The 21,994-nt window shown below is 36.9% G+C and carries 23 protein-coding genes; 4 read left to right on the plus strand and 19 right to left on the minus strand.

Going from position 1 to position 21,994, the window contains the following annotated elements:
- Positions 1-208: 208 nt before the first annotated feature.
- The 16 genes from fliS to flgB all read right to left on the minus strand — a co-directional run bounded on the left by fliS (position 209) and on the right by flgB (position 14,572).
- Positions 209-601, minus strand: coding sequence for a flagellar export chaperone FliS (gene fliS / locus H5119_RS09230; RefSeq protein ID WP_182702016.1), 393 nt, complete (start codon positions 599-601; stop codon positions 209-211).
- Between the two features lie 9 nt (positions 602-610).
- The gene (gene fliD / locus H5119_RS09235; protein WP_182702017.1) at positions 611-1,912 is read right to left on the minus strand and encodes a flagellar filament capping protein FliD; all 1,302 of its coding nucleotides are present in this window, start codon (positions 1,910-1,912) and stop codon (positions 611-613) included.
- Between the two features lie 126 nt (positions 1,913-2,038).
- Entirely contained in the window at positions 2,039-2,986 is a 948-nt protein-coding gene (locus tag H5119_RS09240) for a flagellin (RefSeq protein ID WP_182702018.1), read from the minus strand.
- A gap of 254 nt (positions 2,987-3,240) precedes the next feature.
- Complete coding sequence (locus tag H5119_RS09245) at positions 3,241-4,206, minus strand: flagellin (RefSeq protein ID WP_182702019.1); 966 nt, start codon at positions 4,204-4,206, stop codon at positions 3,241-3,243.
- 396 nt (positions 4,207-4,602) lie between these two features.
- Positions 4,603-5,628 carry a flagellin gene (locus H5119_RS09250; protein WP_182702020.1) on the minus strand — a complete coding sequence of 342 codons (1,026 nt, stop codon included), beginning with the start codon at positions 5,626-5,628 and terminating at the stop codon, positions 4,603-4,605.
- A gap of 21 nt (positions 5,629-5,649) precedes the next feature.
- Entirely contained in the window at positions 5,650-6,546 is an 897-nt protein-coding gene (gene flgL, locus H5119_RS09255; protein WP_182702021.1) for a flagellar hook-associated protein FlgL, read from the minus strand.
- 11 nt (positions 6,547-6,557) lie between these two features.
- On the minus strand, positions 6,558-7,865 hold the full coding sequence (gene flgK / locus H5119_RS09260) for a flagellar hook-associated protein FlgK (RefSeq protein WP_182702022.1): 1,308 nt from the start codon (positions 7,863-7,865) through the stop codon (positions 6,558-6,560).
- A gap of 7 nt (positions 7,866-7,872) precedes the next feature.
- Positions 7,873-8,340 (minus strand): rod-binding protein, encoded by a 468-nt coding sequence (locus H5119_RS09265; protein ID WP_077535681.1) that lies wholly within the window; start codon positions 8,338-8,340, stop codon positions 7,873-7,875.
- Positions 8,341-8,352: 12 nt separating this feature from the next.
- Positions 8,353-9,462 (minus strand): flagellar basal body P-ring protein FlgI, encoded by a 1,110-nt coding sequence (locus H5119_RS09270; RefSeq protein WP_182702023.1) that lies wholly within the window; start codon positions 9,460-9,462, stop codon positions 8,353-8,355.
- A gap of 17 nt (positions 9,463-9,479) precedes the next feature.
- A complete protein-coding gene (locus H5119_RS09275; RefSeq protein ID WP_182702024.1) occupies positions 9,480-10,199 on the minus strand; it encodes a flagellar basal body L-ring protein FlgH in 720 nt (239 codons plus the stop codon).
- Positions 10,200-10,201: 2 nt separating this feature from the next.
- On the minus strand, positions 10,202-10,987 hold the full coding sequence (gene flgG, locus H5119_RS09280; RefSeq protein ID WP_077535684.1) for a flagellar basal-body rod protein FlgG: 786 nt from the start codon (positions 10,985-10,987) through the stop codon (positions 10,202-10,204).
- 20 nt (positions 10,988-11,007) lie between these two features.
- Positions 11,008-11,739, minus strand: a complete 732-nt coding sequence (locus tag H5119_RS09285) for a flagellar basal body rod protein FlgF (RefSeq protein WP_182702025.1) — start codon at positions 11,737-11,739, stop codon at positions 11,008-11,010.
- 11 nt (positions 11,740-11,750) lie between these two features.
- Entirely contained in the window at positions 11,751-13,097 is a 1,347-nt protein-coding gene (locus H5119_RS09290; RefSeq protein ID WP_182702026.1) for a flagellar hook protein FlgE, read from the minus strand.
- 26 nt (positions 13,098-13,123) lie between these two features.
- Positions 13,124-13,777, minus strand: a complete 654-nt coding sequence (locus H5119_RS09295) for a flagellar hook assembly protein FlgD (protein WP_182702027.1) — start codon at positions 13,775-13,777, stop codon at positions 13,124-13,126.
- Positions 13,778-13,781: 4 nt separating this feature from the next.
- The gene (gene flgC, locus H5119_RS09300; protein WP_077535688.1) at positions 13,782-14,198 is read right to left on the minus strand and encodes a flagellar basal body rod protein FlgC; all 417 of its coding nucleotides are present in this window, start codon (positions 14,196-14,198) and stop codon (positions 13,782-13,784) included.
- Positions 14,198-14,572 (minus strand): flagellar basal body rod protein FlgB, encoded by a 375-nt coding sequence (flgB, locus tag H5119_RS09305; protein ID WP_077535689.1) that lies wholly within the window; start codon positions 14,570-14,572, stop codon positions 14,198-14,200. Before flgB ends, flgC begins: the two co-directional genes overlap by 1 nt.
- Positions 14,573-14,678: 106 nt before the next feature.
- On the opposite strand from flgB, the gene flgA reads away from it, so the two are divergent.
- The 4 genes from flgA (at position 14,679) to H5119_RS09325 (ending at position 17,737) form a co-directional block, all read left to right on the plus strand.
- Complete coding sequence (gene flgA, locus H5119_RS09310) at positions 14,679-15,443, plus strand: flagellar basal body P-ring formation chaperone FlgA (RefSeq protein WP_182702028.1); 765 nt, start codon at positions 14,679-14,681, stop codon at positions 15,441-15,443.
- 95 nt (positions 15,444-15,538) lie between these two features.
- Positions 15,539-15,826: a flagellar biosynthesis anti-sigma factor FlgM gene (gene flgM, locus H5119_RS09315; RefSeq protein WP_138584244.1), complete on the plus strand. Its 288-nt coding sequence runs from the start codon at positions 15,539-15,541 to the stop codon at positions 15,824-15,826.
- On the plus strand, positions 15,826-16,254 hold the full coding sequence (gene flgN, locus H5119_RS09320) for a flagellar export chaperone FlgN (protein ID WP_220492819.1): 429 nt from the start codon (positions 15,826-15,828) through the stop codon (positions 16,252-16,254). The genes flgM and flgN overlap by 1 nt, the downstream gene beginning before the upstream one ends.
- 259 nt (positions 16,255-16,513) lie before the next feature.
- Positions 16,514-17,737, plus strand: a complete 1,224-nt coding sequence (locus H5119_RS09325; RefSeq protein WP_138584245.1) for a hypothetical protein — start codon at positions 16,514-16,516, stop codon at positions 17,735-17,737.
- 273 nt (positions 17,738-18,010) lie between these two features.
- On the opposite strand, the gene H5119_RS09330 is transcribed toward H5119_RS09325, so the two are convergent.
- The 3 genes from H5119_RS09330 to H5119_RS09340 all read right to left on the minus strand — a co-directional run bounded on the left by H5119_RS09330 (position 18,011) and on the right by H5119_RS09340 (position 21,684).
- Positions 18,011-18,454: a hypothetical protein gene (locus tag H5119_RS09330; protein ID WP_138584246.1), complete on the minus strand. Its 444-nt coding sequence runs from the start codon at positions 18,452-18,454 to the stop codon at positions 18,011-18,013.
- 525 nt (positions 18,455-18,979) lie between these two features.
- On the minus strand, positions 18,980-19,339 hold the full coding sequence (locus tag H5119_RS09335) for a hypothetical protein (RefSeq protein ID WP_182702029.1): 360 nt from the start codon (positions 19,337-19,339) through the stop codon (positions 18,980-18,982).
- Between the two features lie 185 nt (positions 19,340-19,524).
- Positions 19,525-21,684, minus strand: coding sequence for a DKNYY domain-containing protein (locus tag H5119_RS09340; protein WP_182702030.1), 2,160 nt, complete (start codon positions 21,682-21,684; stop codon positions 19,525-19,527).
- Between the last annotated feature and the right edge of the window lie 310 nt (positions 21,685-21,994).

Here is a 21,994-nt window from a genome sequence, read left to right on the forward strand (position 1 = left end):
ATTTAACGAATTAAATTGCACTATAACGTCGTTAAAAATTTTTTATTTAGAACAACTAGATACAAAAATTTTTGCCTAGTTCTAGCGTAATTTTCTTAACGTTAAATAGACCCCATATATAAGCAAATTGGTATAACGTATTGAACCATGGTGATATTTAATACGCTAGAATGATCATGTTTTTATAAAATAGGTATAAAATAAATCATCAAGCTATTTGCGTACCCAATCCTTGCCAGCCTTCCTGCAAGTTCGCCATTACCACACGTGTTGAATCTATAAATGCTAAATCATTTTTTAAACTAGCTTGCAATAATGCTTGCCCGCAGTGCTGGTAAAGCTTCTGCATGTTTAATGCAACCTCTCCTCCTTTATCAAGGTCAAGTGATGCTTCAAGGCCGCCGAGTATGCGCATTAATTTTTCAATGCTCTCGGCTTTTTTATCATAACGCTTTTGAGTAATATGCCCTGAGGCTCTTTCTAGTTCATCCAAAAAGCCATCAAATAACATCAGTACCAATTTATGTATATCTGCGCTTGCCGCTTTCGCATCAACAGACGTACTTTTATAAGCTGAAAAACCATCATTTAAATCTAACATTATTAGTTTTTACTTCCCAAATTGACCCATTGTAGATTCTAATTGCGCAATAGTCTGTTGCATTTGCGTAAATTGCGATAAATAACGCTGATACACCTGCTCCATTGAGGTGTTATGGCTTTTTTGCTGCCTCACTACAATATCTAAGCTTGATTGCAATGTATCTTTTTTGTCACTCATTAAGCCATAGCTTTTTGTGTATGGCTCTACTCGTTTTTCAAGTTTAGACATCAAGCCGGTTTCACCCTGAAGCATTTTAGTTAATGCCTCTGGGTCGTTTGCCATAGCGGCTTCTAATCGTTCATTATTGATTGTTAAATTACCAGTACGGTCAAACTCAATACCCACTGAATAAAGTGTTTTGCCCTCAAATGTACCTTGAAAGTCATTTCGTAGCGCACGAGCAAGGCCACTGGCCATACTGTCGCGCTTTAAATTTTCATTACTTGTAATTCCATTAACTAGTCCATTGAATGCATCAACAAAACTTTTAACATTCGCTTTACTTGCTTCTTGATCTTGCGCAACCGTTACATGAATAGGGCTATCACCCGGCGCTTGTACCTTAGTTAAGTTTAATGTTACGCCTTCAATTACATCTTCAAGTTTATTTGTTGCGGAAGTAATTGTCAGCGCAGAGCTTGCACCTAGTTTTATAATAGAATCTTGAGCTGCGGTGAGCTCTGTTTTAGTAGCAATCGCATTGGTAATATCAGCACCATTAGCATCAGCCCCAGCAGTAAAGTTTAATGAGACCTGGTTAGCAGCCCCCGACTCTTCACTGGTCATCACTAAAAAAGTTTCACTGCCAGAGCGCATTAATGTAGCTTTTACACCGCTATTATCTGCATGGCTATTTATAGCACTGGCTAAATCACTTAATTTTGCATCAACACCCAGTGTAGAAAGGTCAACACTGAAAGAATCCCCAGCCAAATCAATATTAAATTCACCATCTGTGCTTAGCGTTTTTGTTGGATCAAAACTTAACGCAACTTGATGCGCCTGCGCTAATTGCTCTACAAACACATCATAATCGCCATTAGTAGCCTTACCGCTTGCCGTTACACTTAAAGCCCCTTCATCGCTTAGTGTTGCACTATTACTAAATAAACTTGTTTCAGTTTTTAATCCTGCTTTTAAGTCTGTATAAAAGCTCGTTAAGTTACTTTTTAGGCCATCAAATGCTTTAATTTTATTAGTAAAATCACTATTTTTATTATTTAAAAGCTGATCTTTTGATGCGCGTTCAATTTGTGTGTACTGGCGTGCTAAATTAGAAGGGTCGATACCTAGTGCCGATAAACTCATTGTATTCTCCAAGTATTTATTTTAATAAATAAAAACTCAGATGAATTTTTATTTATTAAAATAGCTATAAAAAATATAGCTATTTTAATTGTACAAAACTAATTAATTCGTTAATAAACTGAATTATTAACGAAGTAATGAGCCAATCATTTGTGTTGTGCTGTTAGCTGTACTCAACACAGAAATACCTGAGTTCATAAGTAACTGTTGTTTTGTCATATTAGACGTTTCAGCCGCAAAATCAGCATCCATTAGCGTAGACGCTGCTGCTTGGGTATTTTCTTTCATATTAGTTACGTTATTCATTGTATGATCAAGACGATTCATTGACGCACCTAATGCTGAGCGTGCTGAGCCAATTTTTTCTATAAGTCCATCCACTGTATCTACAGCAGTGTTAGAGGCAGTTTGATCTGTTAGATTTGCAACACGGATAAGCTTGTCACCTGCATCCACAAGACCTGTTGTTGTTCCCAATGCAGTATGAATACTTTTAAGCTCAGCACTAATACCAACATCTAATGTTTCTGCCGTTGATGAACCTACTTGAAATGTTACTGGTGCAGCTGTAACTGCAAACTTTCCACCATCTTGTACACCTACAGCGGCTGTAACACCTGCAACTGCAGTAACCGTATCGGCAGCAAGTACTTCTGCATTAAGCAACTTTGTACCACCAAAACTTGTGTTTTCCATAATGCTGGCAAGTTCTTCTTCTAACGCTGAAAATTCAGCATTAATTGCAGTGTACTCTTTTGCATCATTTGTACCATTGGCACCTTGTGTTGCAAGCTCTTTCATACGGTAAGCAATATTGGTCATCTCATCAAACGCACCTTCCGCTGTTTGCATCATCGACATTGCATTATTTGAATTATAAAGTGCCGCGTCTTGACCACGTACTTGTGCATTTAAACGTGATGCTATTTGCAGACCTGCTGCATCGTCTTTTGCTGAGTTAATTTTAAAACCAGACCCTAAACGCTCAAGCGCAGTAGATAAATCGTTATTACTACGACCTAACTGGTTTTGAATTGACATTGATGCCATATTAGATTGAATTGATAAAGCCATGCTTAATTTCCTTTATGTTTTTTTAGTACTATTTACACGTAAAAGCATAAATAGAAGTGACTAATAATTAAGAGCGACCACTTTTAAAAAAAACTAAACTTTATTTACTCTATTTTTGTAATTCAACTAAAAGAAATAAGATTAGTTTGCCGTTTGGTCGTGACGCTCAATTAAGTGAGGGTCACACAAACAAAAACAGCGATGCCAATGGCATCGCTGTTTACAACTCATTCATTAATTTACTAAATAGTTAATTAACGAAGTAACGAGCCAATCATTTGTGTTGTGCTGTTTGCTGTACTAAGCACAGAAATACCTGAGTTCATTAGTAACTGTTGCTTTGTCATATTAGACGTTTCAGCCGCAAAATCAGCATCCATTAGCGTAGAAGCCGCTGCTTGGGTGTTTTCTTTCATATTTGTTACGTTATTCATTGTATGGTCTAGGCGATTCATTGACGCACCTAATGCAGAGCGTGCTGAACCAATTTTTTCTATAAGCCCATCAACTGAAGTAATAGCAGTACCTGAAGTAGCACGATCAGTTAGATCCGTTACGCGTGCATACTCACCCGTTTTAGTTTTAAGAATAGTATGTATTGCATCTACTTCAGCGCCTACAGCAACAGATAATGTTTCAGCAGTTGATGAACCTACTTGGAAAGTAACAGCGCCTGCAGCTGTACTATCGGCAAACTTACCACCATCAGATAGTGCAACAGCATGCACACCAGCCGTTGTTATTGCACCGGTAGTTGCATCTCGCACTTCAGTCACAGCAGTAACAGCAGTGCCCACTTTTGCTTCTAGTAATTTTGTACCACCGAAACTTGTATTTTGCATAATGCTAACAAGCTCTTCTTCTAACGCCGAAAATTCAGCATTTATTGCAGTGTACTCTTTTGTATCATTTGTACCGTTGGCGCCTTGCGTTGCAAGTTCTTTCATGCGGTAAGCAATATTGGTCATCTCATCAAACGCGCCTTCCGCTGTTTGCATCATCGACATTGCATTATTTGAATTATAAAGTGCCGCGTCTTGACCACGTACTTGTGCATTTAAGCGTGATGCTATTTGCAGACCTGCTGCATCGTCTTTTGCTGAATTGATTTTAAAACCAGACCCTAAACGCTCAAGCGCAGTAGATAAATCGTTATTACTACGACCTAGTTGGTTTTGAATTGACATTGATGCCATATTCGATTGAATTGATAAAGCCATGCTTAATTTCCTTTATGTTTTTTTAATACTATTTACACGTAAAAGCATAAATAGAAGTGACTAATCATTAAGAGCGACCATACCCAGAAAAAACTAAACTTTATTTTGATTATTTTTAAAAATTAAGTCAAAGCAGGTAAATAAAAAATAAAGTTATGAAAAATTCTGAGCTTATTGAATGGAAATAGCTATAAAAATAGGAAATTGATATCGCTAAGTTATAGCTTTGATATGTATTTCTATATGTAAAAATTACTATTAATCTGAATTTTGATTGAGAGACTTCAGTGAGAGCAAAGCGGGTTTATGGGTCAATAGAGAGTTTATTGCGAGTAAATTCAACGTTGTCAGCGCTGAATAATCAGCTTGAGGTAGGTTTATTATAAACAGTTCAGGTTAATTAAGAGAGTATTGCACCATATTACGCGTTACATTAGCTTGCGCCATTATAACACTTACACTATTAGCACCGGCACTGAGCATTTGTTGTTTAGCATTACTACTAAGATTTGTAAGCGCTTCACTGTTATCAAGTGAGCTTGCGGTATCTAATTGCTGTAGCTGGGCAAGTAACTGCTGCCTCTTAGCTTGAACTTTCATTAAATTAGCTTTTAAATGGCGTTGTGCGTTTTGTATTCTATCTCTATGCTCTTGAATAGACGCATTTTTATCTGCTATTTTTGCAAGTTCATTTAAAGGGTTATCAATATCATTTAATTGTAATGAAATTGGATTTCCGGCGGCTACGCGCACACCTTGGCCACTAATTACCCATGGTTCTAACAAAGGGCCTGCGTTTTCTTTTTTGGCACTAAAAAGTAATCGATTTTCACGACTCAATTCCACACTGATTTGATGCTGCGAAAATGCACTTTGAACAGCACTAAAGTTAGCACGCTCATCCTGATTGGCAGGTAAACTTAAATTCAATGATTTACCACTTCGTCCCATAAGTAGCTGAATATTTTCATCATGTGGACGTTTACTTATAAGATCCATATTTGCATTAAGCTGGCGTGTAATTGGTCTACTTGGATCATTTGTTCTTAATTGAGCGTCGAGCCCAGAACCTTTTCTACTCGCCGCATTTTGTAACATGGTAATTTGCGAGCTGATACCGCGCTGCTGCATTGCTTGAGGTTTAGTATTAGCGGCTTGCGTATTAAGTTGTTGCGCAAGCCTTTCTAAGCCAATGAATAAATTACGAATGGTTGCTTCACTTTGCTCTGCTTTTGCCAGCTCTTGACTTAAAGCGCCTCGAATTGACCAATTAGTTAATACCTGAACCTGCTCTTGCTTAGCAACAATCTTATTTTTCCAAAGATTATTAGCCGAATCTTTTGAAGATGTAACGACGCCACTAGATTTAGCTGTATTAGCCGGCTCCAGAGATTGAACTTTTTCGCTACTTTTAACGAGCATGGTATGTTCCTGGTATTATAATTAAATATACGAAAACAAAGAGAGTTTACTTACATTTGAATAAACTTGCATTGATGACTCGTAAGCCGCCACTGACTCTTTTAATGATACAAATGCTTCAGGATAGTCTAAAGAGCTTAAATCGTCACGAAGATTAACCGTAAAAGTTTTTATATCTTCATTACTTGTAGTTACTGAGTCAAGTGATGCCATTGTTGCACCAATTGTAGTGACTTGACCACTAATGGTGCTCAAAAATCCTGCAAGCTTATCTATCATCACTCTTGATTGTGCGCCAACGCCACTGGCAGGCGGGTTATTAACATCAACAAGATAATCTTTCATGGCATTTAAAAAGCCGGCACCAGGGTCAAGGGCATCACCAATAATATTATTAATCACACTCGAATCATCAGACACAGATACTTCCCTAACTATGCTATCCCCGCTATAAGCGTAGTTACCTGAACCATCAATTTGAAAAGGCTTATCATCTGTTTTACTCCCAGAGAAGTAATATTTTCCAGCGCTATCTGTCGCATTAAGTAAATCAACAATTGCCGGAAAAGCAATGCTCATATCTTGTCCAAGTGCTTTAATTTCAGAGTCGCCCATAGACGCATCGGCAGCGGTTGTAATTAAGCTCTGCAACGAATAAATTTGATTCACAATACCTGTTAACTGCACTTCTTGTTGACCAAGTGAAAAATTAACCGCATCCATATTAGTTTTATACTGCTCTAGCGAATCAATTTCTGAGCCTAAATTCATCAGCATTACAGTCCCGAGTGGGTCATCTGATGGCTTTAATATTCTTTGATTTGTACCAAGCTGAACAGATTTTTCATTAAAGTTCCCTGCATTAGTTTGGATGTTTTGAATAGAATTTAAATGATATTGATGGCTACTAACTCGCATTATATTTTCCTTTAAAACATTTGCAGTAAAGCATTGAACATTTGATCTGCCGTGCTGATTACTTTGGCGTTAGCGCCGTACATTTGCTGAAAATGCATCAGACTTGCAGCTTCTTCGTCCAAGTTAACGCCGCTTAGGCTATCGCGCGCAGCTATTGCATTTGTGTTTAAACTCGACGCGGTAGCGATACTGGTTTTATTTTGTTTACTCGTAATTGCAAGCTCCCCTACCAGTAAAGTAAATCGCTCTCCTTTACCTGTCATTGCCGACAATATATCAGCAATATTAGAGTTATCACCGGGACCTGTTGTACTGCTATTTTTAAATGCGAGTTCATTTTTACCCATATTAGGATTAATACTTATGCTACCTAACGGGTTTAATGGATCATATTCGAATAAAGGAATACCTGCATTATTATTTAAGTCAAAGCCGGCAGTTAGCGCTGTATTAACATCATCAGCTAAGTCTTTTACTAAGCTATTTAGACTCGCTAATGTAGGTTTTATAATATCTTTTTCTGCGCTGATCAAGCCGCCAAAGTGTCCGCCAACATGTTCATCAAGTTTAAATTCTTGGCCTAAAAAATGACTACTAACGTCTGTATTATTAACCTTTATTGACGCAGCTTTAGTGCCCACAACTAAAGGGGCACCGCTTAACGTGCTAATATCTAAAAGGCCAGAATCACGTTCGACGATAGACACGCCAATATGTTCAGACAATTGGCTGATTAATCTTTCTCGGTTATCTTTTAATTCAGCACTGGGTTGGTTGTTTGCTATTGCTTTACCAATACTGCCATTTACTTGCGCTATTTGCTGGGTAAGCGACGTTACCTCAAGAGACACATTGCTCATTTCTGAGCTCAGTTTTTTTGATTGCCCCTCTAATGCGCCATTTATTTGCGCAAAATCTTGCATTAAACCTTCAGCAGCTGATAAAAATTGTTGACGATATGCTGGCGAGTCAGGTGTCGTTGATGCTGCATTTAATGCATTGCTTAACGTTGTAATTGAGGCGTTTAAATTAAGCGAGTCGGTACCAACAACCTGTTCAATAAAACCTAAATACGTTTGTTTGTTTTTATAGTATGAGGCGTCAGAGTTTGTGCGCCAAATGTCATCATTTAAAAAAGCATCTACGATGCGATCTACCGAAGAAACCTCAACGCCGCCTAATTGAACACCCGTTGTTTTAAACTGTACAGACTGTCGTGAATAACCTTCCACTGCTGCATTTGCAACGTTTTGCCCTGCAACTGTAAGCGCTACATTCGCGGCATTAAGTCCACTTAATGCATTATTTAACATCGACATAATTTAACTACCTAATAGGAATAATATTCAATGATTGAGTAAATGATGCCCCAGAATAAATATCATGACTCTGGGTAGGCTCAACTTTTTCATTGTTCTTATATAATGGATCAGCGACCGCTATTAAGTCTTTCTTAAATGTATTTTCAATAGGTTCTATTTTTTCGTTAAATTGTCTAATAATTGCTTCAGCTAAACCGAGCTCATGTTTAGATGCAAGATGCTGCGCTGTTTGAGCATCGTACATATCTCTAAACTGTGCTTGTTCTTTACTATTAAAAAAGCCATTTTCACCCGACATTGTTTCTGTCGCACTATTCATACTTTTTAAAACAAGTTGTAAAAATATGGCTTCAAATTGCTCAGCAGCTTGTTTGATCCCTTCACTCTCAGTACTATTTTTAGCTATATTAACTACATTAGTTGGGTCGATAGCCAATGATTGCGATAGTGTGTGTGGAGTCTCTATTTTCATTGCGTTATCCCATTAAATAACTAAAAGTTCAGCTTCAAGTGCACCGGCATTATCTAAAGCAATTAATATAGACATTAGCTCTGCGGGCGTAGCTCCAAGTGCATTAACCGCTTTAACAATTTCGTCCAAAGATGTGCCTTCAGGCCATAAAAGCATATTTTTTTGCTGTTGCTCAACGCTAATATCACTGGCTTGGGTAGGCGTAGTTTGTCCATTTGAAAATGGACCTGGTTGCGACACACCTTCTTGTTCACTTATGGTAATCGTTAAATTACCGTGATTAACCGCAGCTTTATGCACTCTCACTGTATCGTTCATTACAACAGTGCCTGTGCGGCTATTAAATACAATTTTTGGTCTCTCAGTACCTTCCTCAACCACAATATCTTGTAACATCGACATAAAAGTATTACGGCTGTTTGCATCACTTGGCGCACTTACCACTAACCGCCCCCAGTTTTCGGCTGTTGCTACGTCAGGGCCAAATACTTTATTTATTGCTTTTACTACATTGCGGGCAGTTTGATAATTTGGCGCTTTTAAGTTTAATACAACATCGGGCTGAGTTTTAAACATATCCACAACGCTGCGTTCAATAATAGCGCCATTTGGAATAAGCCCTGAGGTAGGAACATTGACTGTCACCGATGAGCCATTTTTACCGCTGGCATTAATCCCCCCCACAACAAGGTTACCTTGTGCCAGTGCATAAATTTTGCCATCAACACCTTTTAATGGCGTTAACATTAAGCTGCCACCGTGTAAGCTTTTAGCGTCGCCTAAAGAGTTAACTGTTACATCAATTAATTGGCCTGGGCTTCCCATAGGAGGAAGTGTTGCATGCACTGCAACGGCGGCAATATTTTTTGATTTTGGTAAACTTTTTTCATCAACCGAAACACCAAATTGCTTTAGCATATTGCTCAATGACTGACCCGCAAATTTAACTTGTGCTTTATCACCGGAGCCCGGCAAACCTACCACTAAACCATAACCTACTAATTGATTTTCGCGAACGCCTAATACATCCACCATATCTAATAATGGTCTAGCTTTAGCTGCATAACTAACCTGTGGTACAAAGCCTGTGAGGCTAATTAATAGTAGTAATAAATATCTCATTAAAACCTCAGTCGTCACTAGAATGGATTTAAAAATCGAGTAAACAGTGTAGTAAACCAACCTGGTCTATTCGCATCAGCCAATGTGCCTCTGCCTGTATAACTGATCTGTGCCTCTGCTATTCGCAAAGAAGACACTCTATTGCTTACATCAATATCAGCAGGGCGAACTAAACCTTCAATCTCGATATATTCATCGCCTTGATTTAGTTTTATTTGTTTACGCCCTTTTATTACTAATGAGTTATTTGATAAAACATGCTCAACCCGAACCGTTATAGAACCGCTAAGAAAGTTTTGCTGACTTGCACTGCTTTCACCATCAAATTTAGTACTTGAGCCAACACCTAACTTTAAATCGGTGACATTTAAGTTACCAGCAACAGGAACACCGACATCAAAATCAGTTTTTTTGTCTAAGCTCGAATCAGAACTTTTACTTGATTGAGTTCGCTCGTTTAAAACAACCGTTAAAATATCACCAACTCTGTACGCGCGTTTATCGGAATAAAGCGAAAACATGTAATTATCTTGAAATAAGCTGCCATCTTGATGGTTTAAACCTTCTTGATAAGACTCTTGGCTGATCTCGTAATCTTTACGTGTTTTCTTTTTTTTGTTTTGAGGGCATTTAACTTCGCCATAAACAACTTCGCATTGAATAAACTCTCTGTTGTAGGGTGCATTACTGCACCCTGCCAACAACAAAAACACGATTAAAAAAGCTAACTTATTCATAATTATACGTTTTGATTTATAAAGCGTAACATTTCATCCGCAGCTGAAACGACTTTAGCATTCATTTCATAAGCACGCTGTACAGCAATCATACTGACCATTTCATCAACAACACTCACGTTAGAGCCTTCAATAGTGAACTGTTGTAAAGCACCAAACGCCTCTTCACCAGGTATTCCTTCTACTGGCTCACCTGACGCTGCGGTTTCACGGTATAAGTTACCACCTAAGCTTTGCAGACCCGCAGGATTGGCAAAATTAACCGTTAATAGTTGACCTAACTCAACTGGCTGCGCTTCTTTACCAACAATAGCTGTAATTGACCCATCCGTGCCAATAGACACTTTTGTTGTTCCCTCTGGAAGCGCTATATTTTGCGCCAAAGGTAAACCATTGCTGTTAACTAGTAATGATTCTGAATTAAGCTGAAACTGGCCATTACGAGAGAACAAAAGCTCTCCATCTGGACTTTCGATTTGAAAAAAACCTTGTCCTGCAATTGCAACATCAAGTTGATTACTTGTTGTTTCAAAGCTTCCTTCAGTAAATTCTTTTTGAGTGCCGTTAATTCGAACACCAGTACCAACTTGGATACCTGAAGGCAGCTGATTTAAATCATCTGCTTGAGCGCCTGGTTGTTTTTGTACTTGGTAAAATAAATCTTCAAATACGGCTCTGTCTTTTTTAAAACCTGCGGTGCTTACGTTAGCTAAATTATTAGAAATAGTGGTCATTCTAAGATCTTGAGCTGCAAGACCTGTTTTACTTACCCATAATGCTGAATTCATGATTAACTCCCTCTTTCTTTTTATCCACGTTCGCTAATAAGTTTATTGCCGCTGGTTGCGAGCTCGTCTGCCGACTTCATCATTTTTACGTTCATTTCGAATTGGCGGCTAATATTCATTGTTTTTATCATTTCGGCTACCGCGTTTACATTAGAGCCTTCGAGCGCGCCGGTTCTTACTTTAATTGTATCGTCGGCTTCAAGTTGTTGTAAATCAGGACTTCTTAGTAACCCATCAGGGCCTTTAACTAAGTTTCCGTCAGTACTGGCGAGCTTAATTCGGGCATCTTCTGCAATAACCCCACCGCCAATTGGCGTAAGGTTAATTATACCGTCAGAGCCAATCTCAATTTCGCCAAACTCAGGTAGCTGTACATCGCCCCCATCACCTTGCAAACGACGACCATTGACAGTTACAAAACCGTCGGCATCAACAAGTAAGTTACCAGCTCGGGTATAGGCTGGGTTCCCATTATCATCCATTACTTCAAGGTAACCACCTTCACTTAAAGCAATATCTAAATTACGCCCCGTATCCATCACAGGACCAGCCGATAAATCAGTGGTAACAGGAGTCAATTGAGCAAGGTAACGGGTTCTAAATCCACCACCTTGAACCATCATAGATTGAGCTTGTTCTATATCAGCTTTAAACCCAGCCGTACTGACGTTAGCCAAATTATTAGCGGCAACACGTAAGGCTGTATTATTTAGTTCAGCACCAGAAACTGCGGTATAAATTAATTTTTCCACAATCAGCTTCCTTAAGTGTTACTAAACAAAATTTGCATCATTTCATCAGCGCTGCTAATTGTTTTAGCATTTGCCTGATAATTTTGCTGAAACGACATTAAGCCAACTAATTGCTCACTAATATCAACATTCGATCCCATAAATGAACCCGAAAGTAATTTACCTAGAGAACCGCTATCTGGCTCACCGTAAAGTGCACTGCCCGACTCTTCAGTTTGATACCACACAGTATTACTGCCTTGCTCTAACCCATCTACGTTTGCAAATGAGGCTAAAACAACTTGCCCTTGTAATTTAGATTCACCGTTAGTAAACGTTGCAAATACTTTACCGTCATCGCCCACAGTAACACCAGAAAATGCACCGGATGTATAACCATCTGCGTCATTTTCATTAACACTAAAGCTAGAGCCAAATTGAGTTGTACCATCAAATTTAAGGTTTATGGCTAAAGCGGCAGCACCAGTACTTATTTCAGCATTTGTAGTTGCAGTAGCGCCCGCAACACCAACAGATAAGTTGACAGCTCTTACATCCGGTGTTGTCGAATAAGGGATCATTTGACCGTTTGTATCAAATTTTATAGTTAAAGTACCAGCGGCCACTGTAGTAGCTGTACCTGTTCCATCATCAACCGATTGAGTTCCTGTTGTTGCACCCGTTGCAGCTAATTGCGCTTGAGTTAAAGGCTTTCCATCTAAAAAGAACATGGCTTGCCATTCATTACTACCCGTGTGATTAAAGTACTGGGTCATCACATGGCTATTGCCTAATGAGTCAAACACTTCGGTTGATTGAGAAAAGTTATACTGGCTACCATCTTTAGGATCGAAAAGAGCCGGTGCAACAGGGTATGAAATTATATCACTTGCTGAACTTAAATTACCGTTAAAATCAATAGAGGTACTTGCTTGAGCTGGAATATTAGACGCTTCAATTTTTAAATCGGTTAAAACACCCGATACAATTGTCGTCTCCCCACCTGCGGCTTCAGATACGCCAAACCCTTGCAATGTGGAGCCATTCGCATTGACGATATTCAGATTATTATCTAGCGTAAATTGACCTGCTTGGGTATAAGCCGTGCGACCATTTTCTGATATTGCAAAAAAGCCTTGTCCATCAATTGCAATATCAAGCGCATTACCAGTACGAACAATTTCACCGCCCGTTACAAAATCTTCTTTAATATTAGTAACTTTAACACCACCACGCTGACCACCGTTGTAAACAGCAGCAAACTCGGCCGTATTATTTTTATATCCTGCAGTGCCAGAGTTTGCGATGTTATTACTTGTTACTTCTAAGCCGGTTTGTGTACTTTTAAGGCCACTAAGACCTATATTGAACATAGACATATTGTTTATTCCTTTTTTAGTTTTACTTATGCCAGTTGATTAATTTCAGTGAGACCAAAATTACCCAAACCATCAACTTGTAATAAAATATCTTCTGGTGTTTTACCAACCGATACTCGCTCAACATTCCCGCTTAGCCATGTATCGAGCTGCTTTGGAATGCCTGATGTTGTTGCATAAGCCCTAACAGCGTATCCACCTGCGTCTTGGTTATCAAACGCAAAACGAAGTGCACCCACGCCAGAATATGGCAGGTTTTTCTCTTCTATTAGCTCACCATTTTGGTTGTATAACTGAACAGTAACCGAATCTGCTGGTGTATCTAAATTGACTAACCCTGCAACAGTACCGTCTTGCTCTAACGCCACACTGTTTGCTTTAACATCAACAGACTGACCAACCATGCCCGTTGCTTCAAGCACAGTTAAACTGCTCATATAATCGAGCCCTGTGCTGGTGTTTTGTCTAATACCTTGTAGTGATTCAACATTTGAAAACTCAGCGAGCTGGCTTACATAAGCCGTACCATCCATTGGTTCTAATGGATTTTGATTACTAATTTGAGCAACAAGAAGTTCTAAAAACATCGTCGACATTTCTGCTGATGAACTATTACCTGAAATGTTAGTTTTGCTATTAACAGCATCTTGCGCATTTTGATTGGTTGTATTCACTTGCATTTTATTATTGTCCTAATTTTAGAATACTTTGCTGCATACTATTAACGCGCCCCATTACCTCAACAGACGTTTGGTAGCTACGACTTGCTGACATCATATCGGCCATTTCTTCAAGCACGTTCACATTAGAATAAAAAACATAACCATCACCGTTCGCAATAGGGTTATTTGGCTCATAACGCTGTTCAACCGTTCGGTTAGATTCGGTAATACCCAAAATATCTACTGATGCTGAAATAGATTGACCATCTTGTGTTTGTTTATATAGAGCCGAAAATACGGGTTTAAGCGCTTTATATGCGTCGGCTTCTGAGCCTGCTGCCGTATCGGCATTTGCTAAGTTAGAAGCAATCGTATCAAGACGAATAACCTGAGCACGCATTGCGCTGCCGCTTGCATCGTAAATTGAGTTAAAAGACATTACACATCTCCTTTAATAACTTTATACAAACCATTTATTTTCATATTTAAAAAAGTCATGCTGGTTTGAAAGTCCATGCTGTTATTCGCAAACTTTGCTTGTTCAATATTAAGCTCAACCGTATTACCGTCACTTGATGGTTGATAAGGTACACGGTATTTTAGTTGTTCTGCCTGAGCACCCATAAAGTCAACATTTCGATTTTGTGAAATACTTGATGAAACGTCATTCATAATTTGACGATAATCAACATCTCGAGACTTAAATCCCGGTGTGTCTACATTTGCCAAATTACTTGCTATTATTTCGGCACGATCTAGCCTTAGCTGCATTGAAAATGGATGAACGCCTAACGCCTTATCAAATAGTTCCATGTTGCCTCTACTTTTTGATTCTTGTATGCTCACACATTCGCATACTTCTACCTGTTGCAGCTTCTACTACAACCTTTATGCCAACTTTATAAAAAACTAGGAATCAATGACTTACATAAAAAACAACCTCACCCGCCAATGCAAAGCGGAAGCTAAACTTCCTCAAGGGAAGTTTGTTTTTTTCCGTGTGTTTTTTATACTTGTTTTTTTTAGTACGCAACAAAGTGCGGCAAGTAACATTAATTTTGATAAGCAGATACATACCTACCTACAAAAAGAAATTGATTCTTATCTCGCATCAATCGGCTCAAATAAACAACAACAAAAAATTAAGCTCTTCATTCCAAAAGGGAGTACTAATTTAAATTGTGAAAACATGCTAATTAGCCGTTCAAAAAAAGAAGACCCGCCTGCGGGGCGAATTAGCCTTACAGTCCAATGTGAATCACCAAAATGGAAGTTTAGAGCAAGCGCTAAAGTAAATTTATGGATTGATCTTGTTGCAGCTAAAAGAAACCTAAGCAGGGGCGAGTTACTTACCGCTGATCTTTTACACTACAAAAGCACAGATGTAAGTAAACACTTACATTCAACAGAAGCAAAAATAAAACCATTAGTTGGCATGACGGTAAAGCGAGAAATAAAAAAAGATGATATTATTTCGCGCCGCCATTTAGAAAACATGTATTTAGTAAATAAAGACGAGTTTATTTTATTACAAGTAAATACCGCTAGTTTTTCAGCTAATGTAAAAGCTGTTGCACTACAAGATGGGCAGTTTGGTGAAATCATCAATGTTAAAAATCTATCTTCAAACAAAGTTGTTCAAGGCAAAGTAATTGACAAGAGAGTTGTAGAAGCTATTTTTTAAAAATTATTAATAAAAAAGTTAAGTTAAAAGTATTATTGGTCGCTACCTATATTTATGCAGGTATGAACAATTTTAAATATGATGAGTAACCCAGTATGAATATAACAAATGCACCCGCTTTACACGTTGAACAAAGCCAGAAGTTAACTTCTCGCTCTGCAACGCCAAGCACGCAAGAGCAAAAACCTAATCACGCTCCTGAAAAAAACACCAGTGAAGTCAGTGCGCTTAGTAAATCTATAGACTCTACATTTGAAAGCCTATCGTCTCAGCCTGATGTAGATATGGAAATGGTTGCTAAAGTTAAAGCCGCAATCGCTAATGGTGAATTTCAAATAGATATTGATGCAACCGTTAATGCCCTTGTTGAGCTACATAAATAATGACCATAAGCACGTTAAAAGAATATATAGTTAGCCTAAAAAACGACATTAAAAAGCTCGATGCATTAATTGTATTTCTTGAGTCTCAGTACGTATTATTAAGCCAGCGCGACATACAGCTTGAAGAACATAATATTAAAATGCTGAAGCTTTTAGATAGTCTCAATGATTCGCATACTAAGCGTGATGCATTTTTAGTGAGTTTAGGCTTACCTAGCGGTAAGGAAGGACTAACTCAATTAAGAAGTAAACTACCTAGTGATGTAAATGCAATCACCAACAAATTATTGCAAGAACTAGAAATAAAAACGAAAACATGCAAAATGATGAACGAACGTTCTGGGCAATTACTCTCAAGCCAACGTCGATTGATGCAGCGCTTAACGGGTGGCGAAAACAAACAAGCCTATCCAGAAATGCAATTATAATAAACGTTTAGTTACGGCTTAATTCGAAACGCATGTTATAAACGTTTCATATATCCCTACTGTATACTTTAAATGCAACTCTTTGCTTACCCAGCCCAATTAAGATAGAAATTCTCTCATCACATTTATAGCAAAAACATCACCCTAATTTCATTCACTAATCTAGGGATAAACGGCATCAAGCTTGTACCCACTATGTTCACAAGGATGTATTTAAGTGTATAATTATAAAACATTTATATAATATGGACTTTAAATAATGAATAAAATAAAGTTACTCTTACCTCTTTTCGGAATCCTAGCTATAGAGGCTGCAAATGCTAGTATTAATATTAATATTAGCCCTATCGGTAGTACTGAAGTTGTCAGCGGTGGTGGTGATTTAATGTTTAGTTTGAAAATTACTAATGAATTTTCAGTAACTAAAAATGTAGATTATTTTAGCTACTTAATATTTCCGGATAGTAAACATTACAATATTGATGCACCACTAGAACAAACATTATCACCTGGTGAGCAGTACGAACCATCTAAACGTATTTTGAATATACCCAATTGGTTTCCAGGTGGTAATTATACCTACAGATTTTCTACTCAAGACCGTTCTACAGGAAAAATAAATTTTCAAGAATTTAAATTCAGTAAACAAACAGACGGAATTCGTCTGTTTGGTCATGGAGTATTTCAAACTTGTGCTATGGATTCATTAGGATTAGAGTGTTGGGGCGATAGAGGTAAATATGTAGATCAGGGGCAGTACAGTATCCCTGTACTTTCAGAAATTGAAGAAGTATCTATCGGCGGCGGGTTTAATTGCGTATTAGAAAAAGGGAAAAGTAGACCTCGCTGTTGGGGTAAAAATGATATACGTACTTCTGCGCCGAGCCTAAATAACCCAAGAAATATAGTATCTGGCGATGCACATTCTTGTGCCATTGTTGATTCAGTAAAAAAAGTAGAATGCTGGGGCTACTCCCCTGATGGAGAAGCTACGCCACCGTCAACGTCTTTAAACAACCCGATTCAAATTACGACCTCTGATTCTCATAGTTGCGCATTGAATCAGCCCGCTTCTGGAAGTAATTTTGTCAAATGCTGGGGTTATAGGGATTATATAAATGTTCCTAGTCAAATTAATCCAACTTATATTACTAGCGGTGGTCGTGCTTCATGTATGATAGACGAAGGTCAAGTTATTTGTTGGGGGACTGGGCCTGTGAGCTCTCCCCTTTTAGATAACCCAACATCGCTTGTAGTCCATAATTCAGAAGCATGTGCGATTGACAATAACGGTCTAATTTGCTGGGATAGTACGGCTGAAAATATCACTGATATTGATGATATTAGTGGGCTATCAAATCCTACCCAGATAGTTCTCAGCTATGGTTATAAATGCGCTGTAGATGATGGGGGTGTTAAATGTTGGGGTAAAAACGCAAATAAAGACACCATACCGACTAGATTTATCATACCATCGTCATAAATATTTTTATGACTAAATAAGTGAGGCTTGCATAAATTTGTTAGTCTCATTTATTTTAACAACTCTAATCTTACTGAAATTAAACTAAAGAGCTACTCTAATTGAACAAACAAAGTGGACTCCCATACTTTACTAGACAGCAAATGAGTTAGATTGTAACTTCAACTAGGGGTGTTTATGAGCAAAGGAAAACAGTATACACAAGAATTTAAAATTGAAGCAGTTAAACAAATCACAGAACGTAGTTATTCAGTTGCTACCTTTGCCTTAAATTTATATATAAGATAATTCCATATCTACTTTTATTACGTCATTTTTAATAGCCCACTGAAAGGCATCACTATTTTCAATAAACGATCTAAAACAATTAACTTCACTTAACGCAGAGCACCATTCACTAGTTATTGAAAGCGCAAACGCAGCCTCGCTTGGTGAAAATTTAAAAATAATTCTAAGCTGTTGCATAGCATCCGTAGCTTCGTCTATATCATCTAAATCAGGAATAACTTGGCGTGTAATATCAACAATAAAGTAGTCTTTACTCAAGCTGTCTCGTCCGCACTGAAAAAGGAGCATATCGCCGTCATTTTCTAAAACAGTGTTTTCAATTCTGTAGTTCTCATACAAATCAACAACCAGTTTAATTAACTGTTGAATATCATTCTTTTTATAAAATTCAGAATTTTCAATTTTAAGTTTTATATCTTCTATTTTCATATTCCCTCCTAACTTGATTATGTTTTAATAACACCTAATTTATCAATACCCTACATGTTATTTAGGTTTTTTATTGGCAAATATTCTTTCGTATTAATAACTCCAAAATCTACAAAGTTAATCAGTTGTCCCAAGTACAGCTATTAAAACACCTGAACGTGCGAAAATGCTTCCACCTTGTGAAGTTAATAAATAAAACTCAGCTATTCCACTTAATACTTATGATGCAAAAGAAGCTAAAATAAGCAAATATATTTTTTCTTCATAGCAAGTTTCTTAAACACTACCCACTGCTTATAGGAATAAATAGCTTATTTCACCTACGCCTATAGCCATAACAAATACTGAATTAACAAACTAAACCAACATTTTGTCGTTTCTTTTAAATGACTTAACAATTTGAATCTAGGCAAGTAAATTAGCTTTTAATACAATTTTAAACACTAAAAAGCGAGCCTAATTAGACTCGCTTATACTGTAACTAATCGCCTAATAATATTATTAGCCCGTAAATTTTGGCTAGTTTTAAACGCTATAAAGATTAACAATAAATATAAAATTTATTGCTCCAAATATAAGAGAAGCTAATACATTTAAGTAAATTCGAGCGTTGTATTTCTTCAATAATCGCTCTTTAACTAACGTGATTGGAATCAAAACTAAGCACAAATAAGCAAACCAAGGGGATACGAATATATCCGCTAAGTTAGATTGCATCAAAGGAACATTATTGCCATATATTGAATTGCTTATTACTTCAAAGTGCTCGCGATCAAATGCTATTGCCGAAATTCCAAACAATAAAATTATATGGGTAAATAGCAAAGCAAAATTCAGACCCTGCTTCCAGAGGTAATCTTTTTTTGTTGGGGATGAAGTAACCACGATATTGTTCCCTAGCCGCTTTTATTGTTATAACAGCACACATTACTAAAAATTTAAAAACGAATGTTTTTATATTAGCATTGATGTGTTTAGTAATATACGGCGCCAACAATTACGCTTTAAAAACTCATATGCTGTTCTATTAACTAACATAATAAAAGCTATTGTTTCTTAGTTTGGAAATCTTATCTACAGATGCACACTTTACCATTTTCAACTTGATAAAGGTTAAACTTATCAATAAATTGGTTATAACCCAGAATTTTAAAGCTAAAGGGATCAGCTTGAACAATGATATTTTCTCTAAAATAAACATTATTTTTATCCTTTGATATAGAGAGACCTAGTATCTTAAAGGAAGCAACGTCAGCAGATAAAATTTCTTTATCAATAAAAAACACTCGCTTTAAATCCATTGCATAAACTTCATCTTGAAATATAGTTTCATCAGCATTTAAAAGTAGATGCTTTTCATTATGGTAGATGTTTTTTATATCTTTTTGAAAAAATGAGTTAACAACTGTATAAGAAGGTGCATCAGCTTTAGCTATGCGCAACCCTTTGTAGTAGACAAACTGATGATCTTTTAAAATATCATCAGTTAATAGCACCATTTGACTAATTTCGATCTCCAGTGGAGTGCATTGGTAGTAAAGTCGCTTGGTATCATGAATAATATTATAATTTAAAATATGAAGTGTGCAGGGATCCAGTCCATCTAAACGAATTTCATTACAAAAAGCCGCTTTATCATCACTTGAAAAACCATATTTCAAAAACCTAAATGTTTTGGGGTTAGCGTCCTTTATTACTGTGTTATAAAAGTAGACTAAATTATTGGTTTTTAAAATAAACTCGTTAACGATAACAAGTTCATCACTGTCAATATCACTTATAATTTCTAGTTCTTCAGAATACTCCTCAATCAGATAAATATTATTTTGATCTTTAAAACGTAGACTATCAAGCATTGTAAAAGACCTTGGAGTGCCCCCATCTATAAACTGGTCTTTATAATATAGGTTATCTTTGGATGCATAAAAGTTACCATAGAGTCTATGCCAATCGACTGAACTTGCTCCCCTTATTGGGCCTTTATCAGATATCATCTTTTCATCTACAATCAACAGATCATAAAAAGGTTTAATGTAGTTATAGGTACCTTTATAAACTATTTTATTTTGGTAAAAAATATGTATCTTATCTTTAGCCCACATCGAATTAATAGAAATAAATGATGCAGGATCTGCAGATAAAGGATATGAACAATTTTGCCAATAAATAACCTCATTTGATAAAAAATAATGATCATACGCGATAAAATCATCTTTACTGGTTGCAATTTGCTCTAAGAAAATATCGTTTAGGTAGACTCCATTCCTATCAGCTACATATAAATCAGAAATATACTGAAAGCTACTTGAGTCTAATATAGATATTCGCTTTCCAGAACGATATACCCAATTATCATCTACAGCAAAGTTACTATTAATTAAACGAAATGAAGCGCAGTCAACACCATAAATCACTTCACCTAGGTAGTAAATTGTACTATCGTCTTTACAATAATATTCAAACGCATCACAATCCTTACCGTCGATGATTTCAAAAGAATCAGGTAACGCTCCTTCAATGATTTCAGCTAAATTATAAACATGATTTTTATCTTTAGCTAAGGTAGTTGAAATAACTTCGAATGAATCGACATCAGCTTCAGAAATAAGCTTATCTCCACACACAACTGAATGCTTATCCTTAGCATAATTAAAATGTAGAACCATAAAGGTATCGATTGCAAGGCCTGGCAATGGCCTATCGTAGTAAAACAGTTGGCCGTCGTCACTATAAAACCCTGTTTTTTGCTTAACGCTATACGAAAAAAGAAATTCGTGAAAATATAAAGAATGTTCTTTTTCATCTATTTCGAGTATATACCGAGCACCTTCCCCCTGTTTAAGTAACGCTTTTTTACCATAAAGTAAACGGAGTGTGTATCGAGGTTGATCTTGGGGCTCTTTACTTAAAGTACAGTCTATTTTTTGTCCACACATTTTTCCATCAATTAAGACAGACTGTATAGCTTCTTCTGAATCACATGATTTAAAGATAAGACCCTCTGTTGTGCGAAGACAAGTTTTACCATCGTTCCAATAATAACCAAGCGTATCAGGAGAGAAATCAATAATGGAATCTTGGGCAGTCTCATATAGTACACAGTCATCTGACATTATAGTTATATCTAAGGGTAGCGTCGGATGAACATGAAGACCTGATAAAATGCTAACAAATTGATTATCGAATAAATCTAATTCGAGATAGTAATCAGTGTAGAAAAAGTAATTCATAAAACTCCATTTTTATTACTCTTGAACTAAAGCAGTAAGTGCATAACTTGCATTGACAATAAAAATAGTAAGTTGAATATACAGTGATAGCATTTTCTCTTGCAGAAGCTACGATAATAGAAACATATAAACAACAGACCTACATACAACGATGCCAGATATACACCTTAAAGAAAACAGGCTGAGAAAAAATTAAATGACTAAATAGCCCGTATTCCATTTAATAAATTGAACTAAATGTTTGTTCCGAGAGCCGAATTTTTGACTTAGCACGATTGAATAAATAAGGAATAGGCATGGTAAATTAGCT

This window comes from Pseudoalteromonas sp. SG45-5 (assembly GCF_014164085.1).
GTDB classification, from domain to species: Bacteria; Pseudomonadota; Gammaproteobacteria; order Enterobacterales; family Alteromonadaceae; genus Pseudoalteromonas; species Pseudoalteromonas aliena.

Excerpts from the sequence above, each read along its gene's own strand:
- fliS (WP_182702016.1), bottom strand. The coding sequence starts at position 601 with ATGTTAGATTTAAATGATGGTTTTTCAGCTTATAAAAGTACGTCTGTT.
- fliD (WP_182702017.1), bottom strand. The coding sequence starts at position 1,912 with ATGAGTTTATCGGCACTAGGTATCGACCCTTCTAATTTAGCACGCCAG.
- H5119_RS09240 (WP_182702018.1), bottom strand. The coding sequence starts at position 2,986 with ATGGCTTTATCAATTCAATCTAATATGGCATCAATGTCAATTCAAAAC.
- H5119_RS09245 (WP_182702019.1), bottom strand. The coding sequence starts at position 4,206 with ATGGCTTTATCAATTCAATCGAATATGGCATCAATGTCAATTCAAAAC.
- H5119_RS09250 (WP_182702020.1), bottom strand. The coding sequence starts at position 5,628 with ATGCTCGTTAAAAGTAGCGAAAAAGTTCAATCTCTGGAGCCGGCTAAT.
- flgL (WP_182702021.1), bottom strand. The coding sequence starts at position 6,546 with ATGCGAGTTAGTAGCCATCAATATCATTTAAATTCTATTCAAAACATC.
- flgK (WP_182702022.1), bottom strand. The coding sequence starts at position 7,865 with ATGTCGATGTTAAATAATGCATTAAGTGGACTTAATGCCGCGAATGTA.
- H5119_RS09265 (WP_077535681.1), bottom strand. The coding sequence starts at position 8,340 with ATGAAAATAGAGACTCCACACACACTATCGCAATCATTGGCTATCGAC.
- H5119_RS09270 (WP_182702023.1), bottom strand. The coding sequence starts at position 9,462 with ATGAGATATTTATTACTACTATTAATTAGCCTCACAGGCTTTGTACCA.
- H5119_RS09275 (WP_182702024.1), bottom strand. The coding sequence starts at position 10,199 with ATGAATAAGTTAGCTTTTTTAATCGTGTTTTTGTTGTTGGCAGGGTGC.
- flgG (WP_077535684.1), bottom strand. The coding sequence starts at position 10,987 with ATGAATTCAGCATTATGGGTAAGTAAAACAGGTCTTGCAGCTCAAGAT.
- H5119_RS09290 (WP_182702026.1), bottom strand. The coding sequence starts at position 13,097 with ATGTCTATGTTCAATATAGGTCTTAGTGGCCTTAAAAGTACACAAACC.
- H5119_RS09295 (WP_182702027.1), bottom strand. The coding sequence starts at position 13,777 with ATGCAAGTGAATACAACCAATCAAAATGCGCAAGATGCTGTTAATAGC.
- flgC (WP_077535688.1), bottom strand. The coding sequence starts at position 14,198 with ATGTCTTTTAACTCAATTTACGATGCAAGCGGCAGCGCAATGCGTGCT.
- flgB (WP_077535689.1), bottom strand. The coding sequence starts at position 14,572 with ATGGAACTATTTGATAAGGCGTTAGGCGTTCATCCATTTTCAATGCAG.
- flgA (WP_182702028.1), top strand. The coding sequence starts at position 14,679 with ATGACTTACATAAAAAACAACCTCACCCGCCAATGCAAAGCGGAAGCT.
- flgM (WP_138584244.1), top strand. The coding sequence starts at position 15,539 with ATGAATATAACAAATGCACCCGCTTTACACGTTGAACAAAGCCAGAAG.
- flgN (WP_220492819.1), top strand. The coding sequence starts at position 15,826 with ATGACCATAAGCACGTTAAAAGAATATATAGTTAGCCTAAAAAACGAC.
- H5119_RS09325 (WP_138584245.1), top strand. The coding sequence starts at position 16,514 with ATGAATAAAATAAAGTTACTCTTACCTCTTTTCGGAATCCTAGCTATA.
- H5119_RS09330 (WP_138584246.1), bottom strand. The coding sequence starts at position 18,454 with ATGAAAATAGAAGATATAAAACTTAAAATTGAAAATTCTGAATTTTAT.
- H5119_RS09340 (WP_182702030.1), bottom strand. The coding sequence starts at position 21,684 with ATGAATTACTTTTTCTACACTGATTACTATCTCGAATTAGATTTATTC.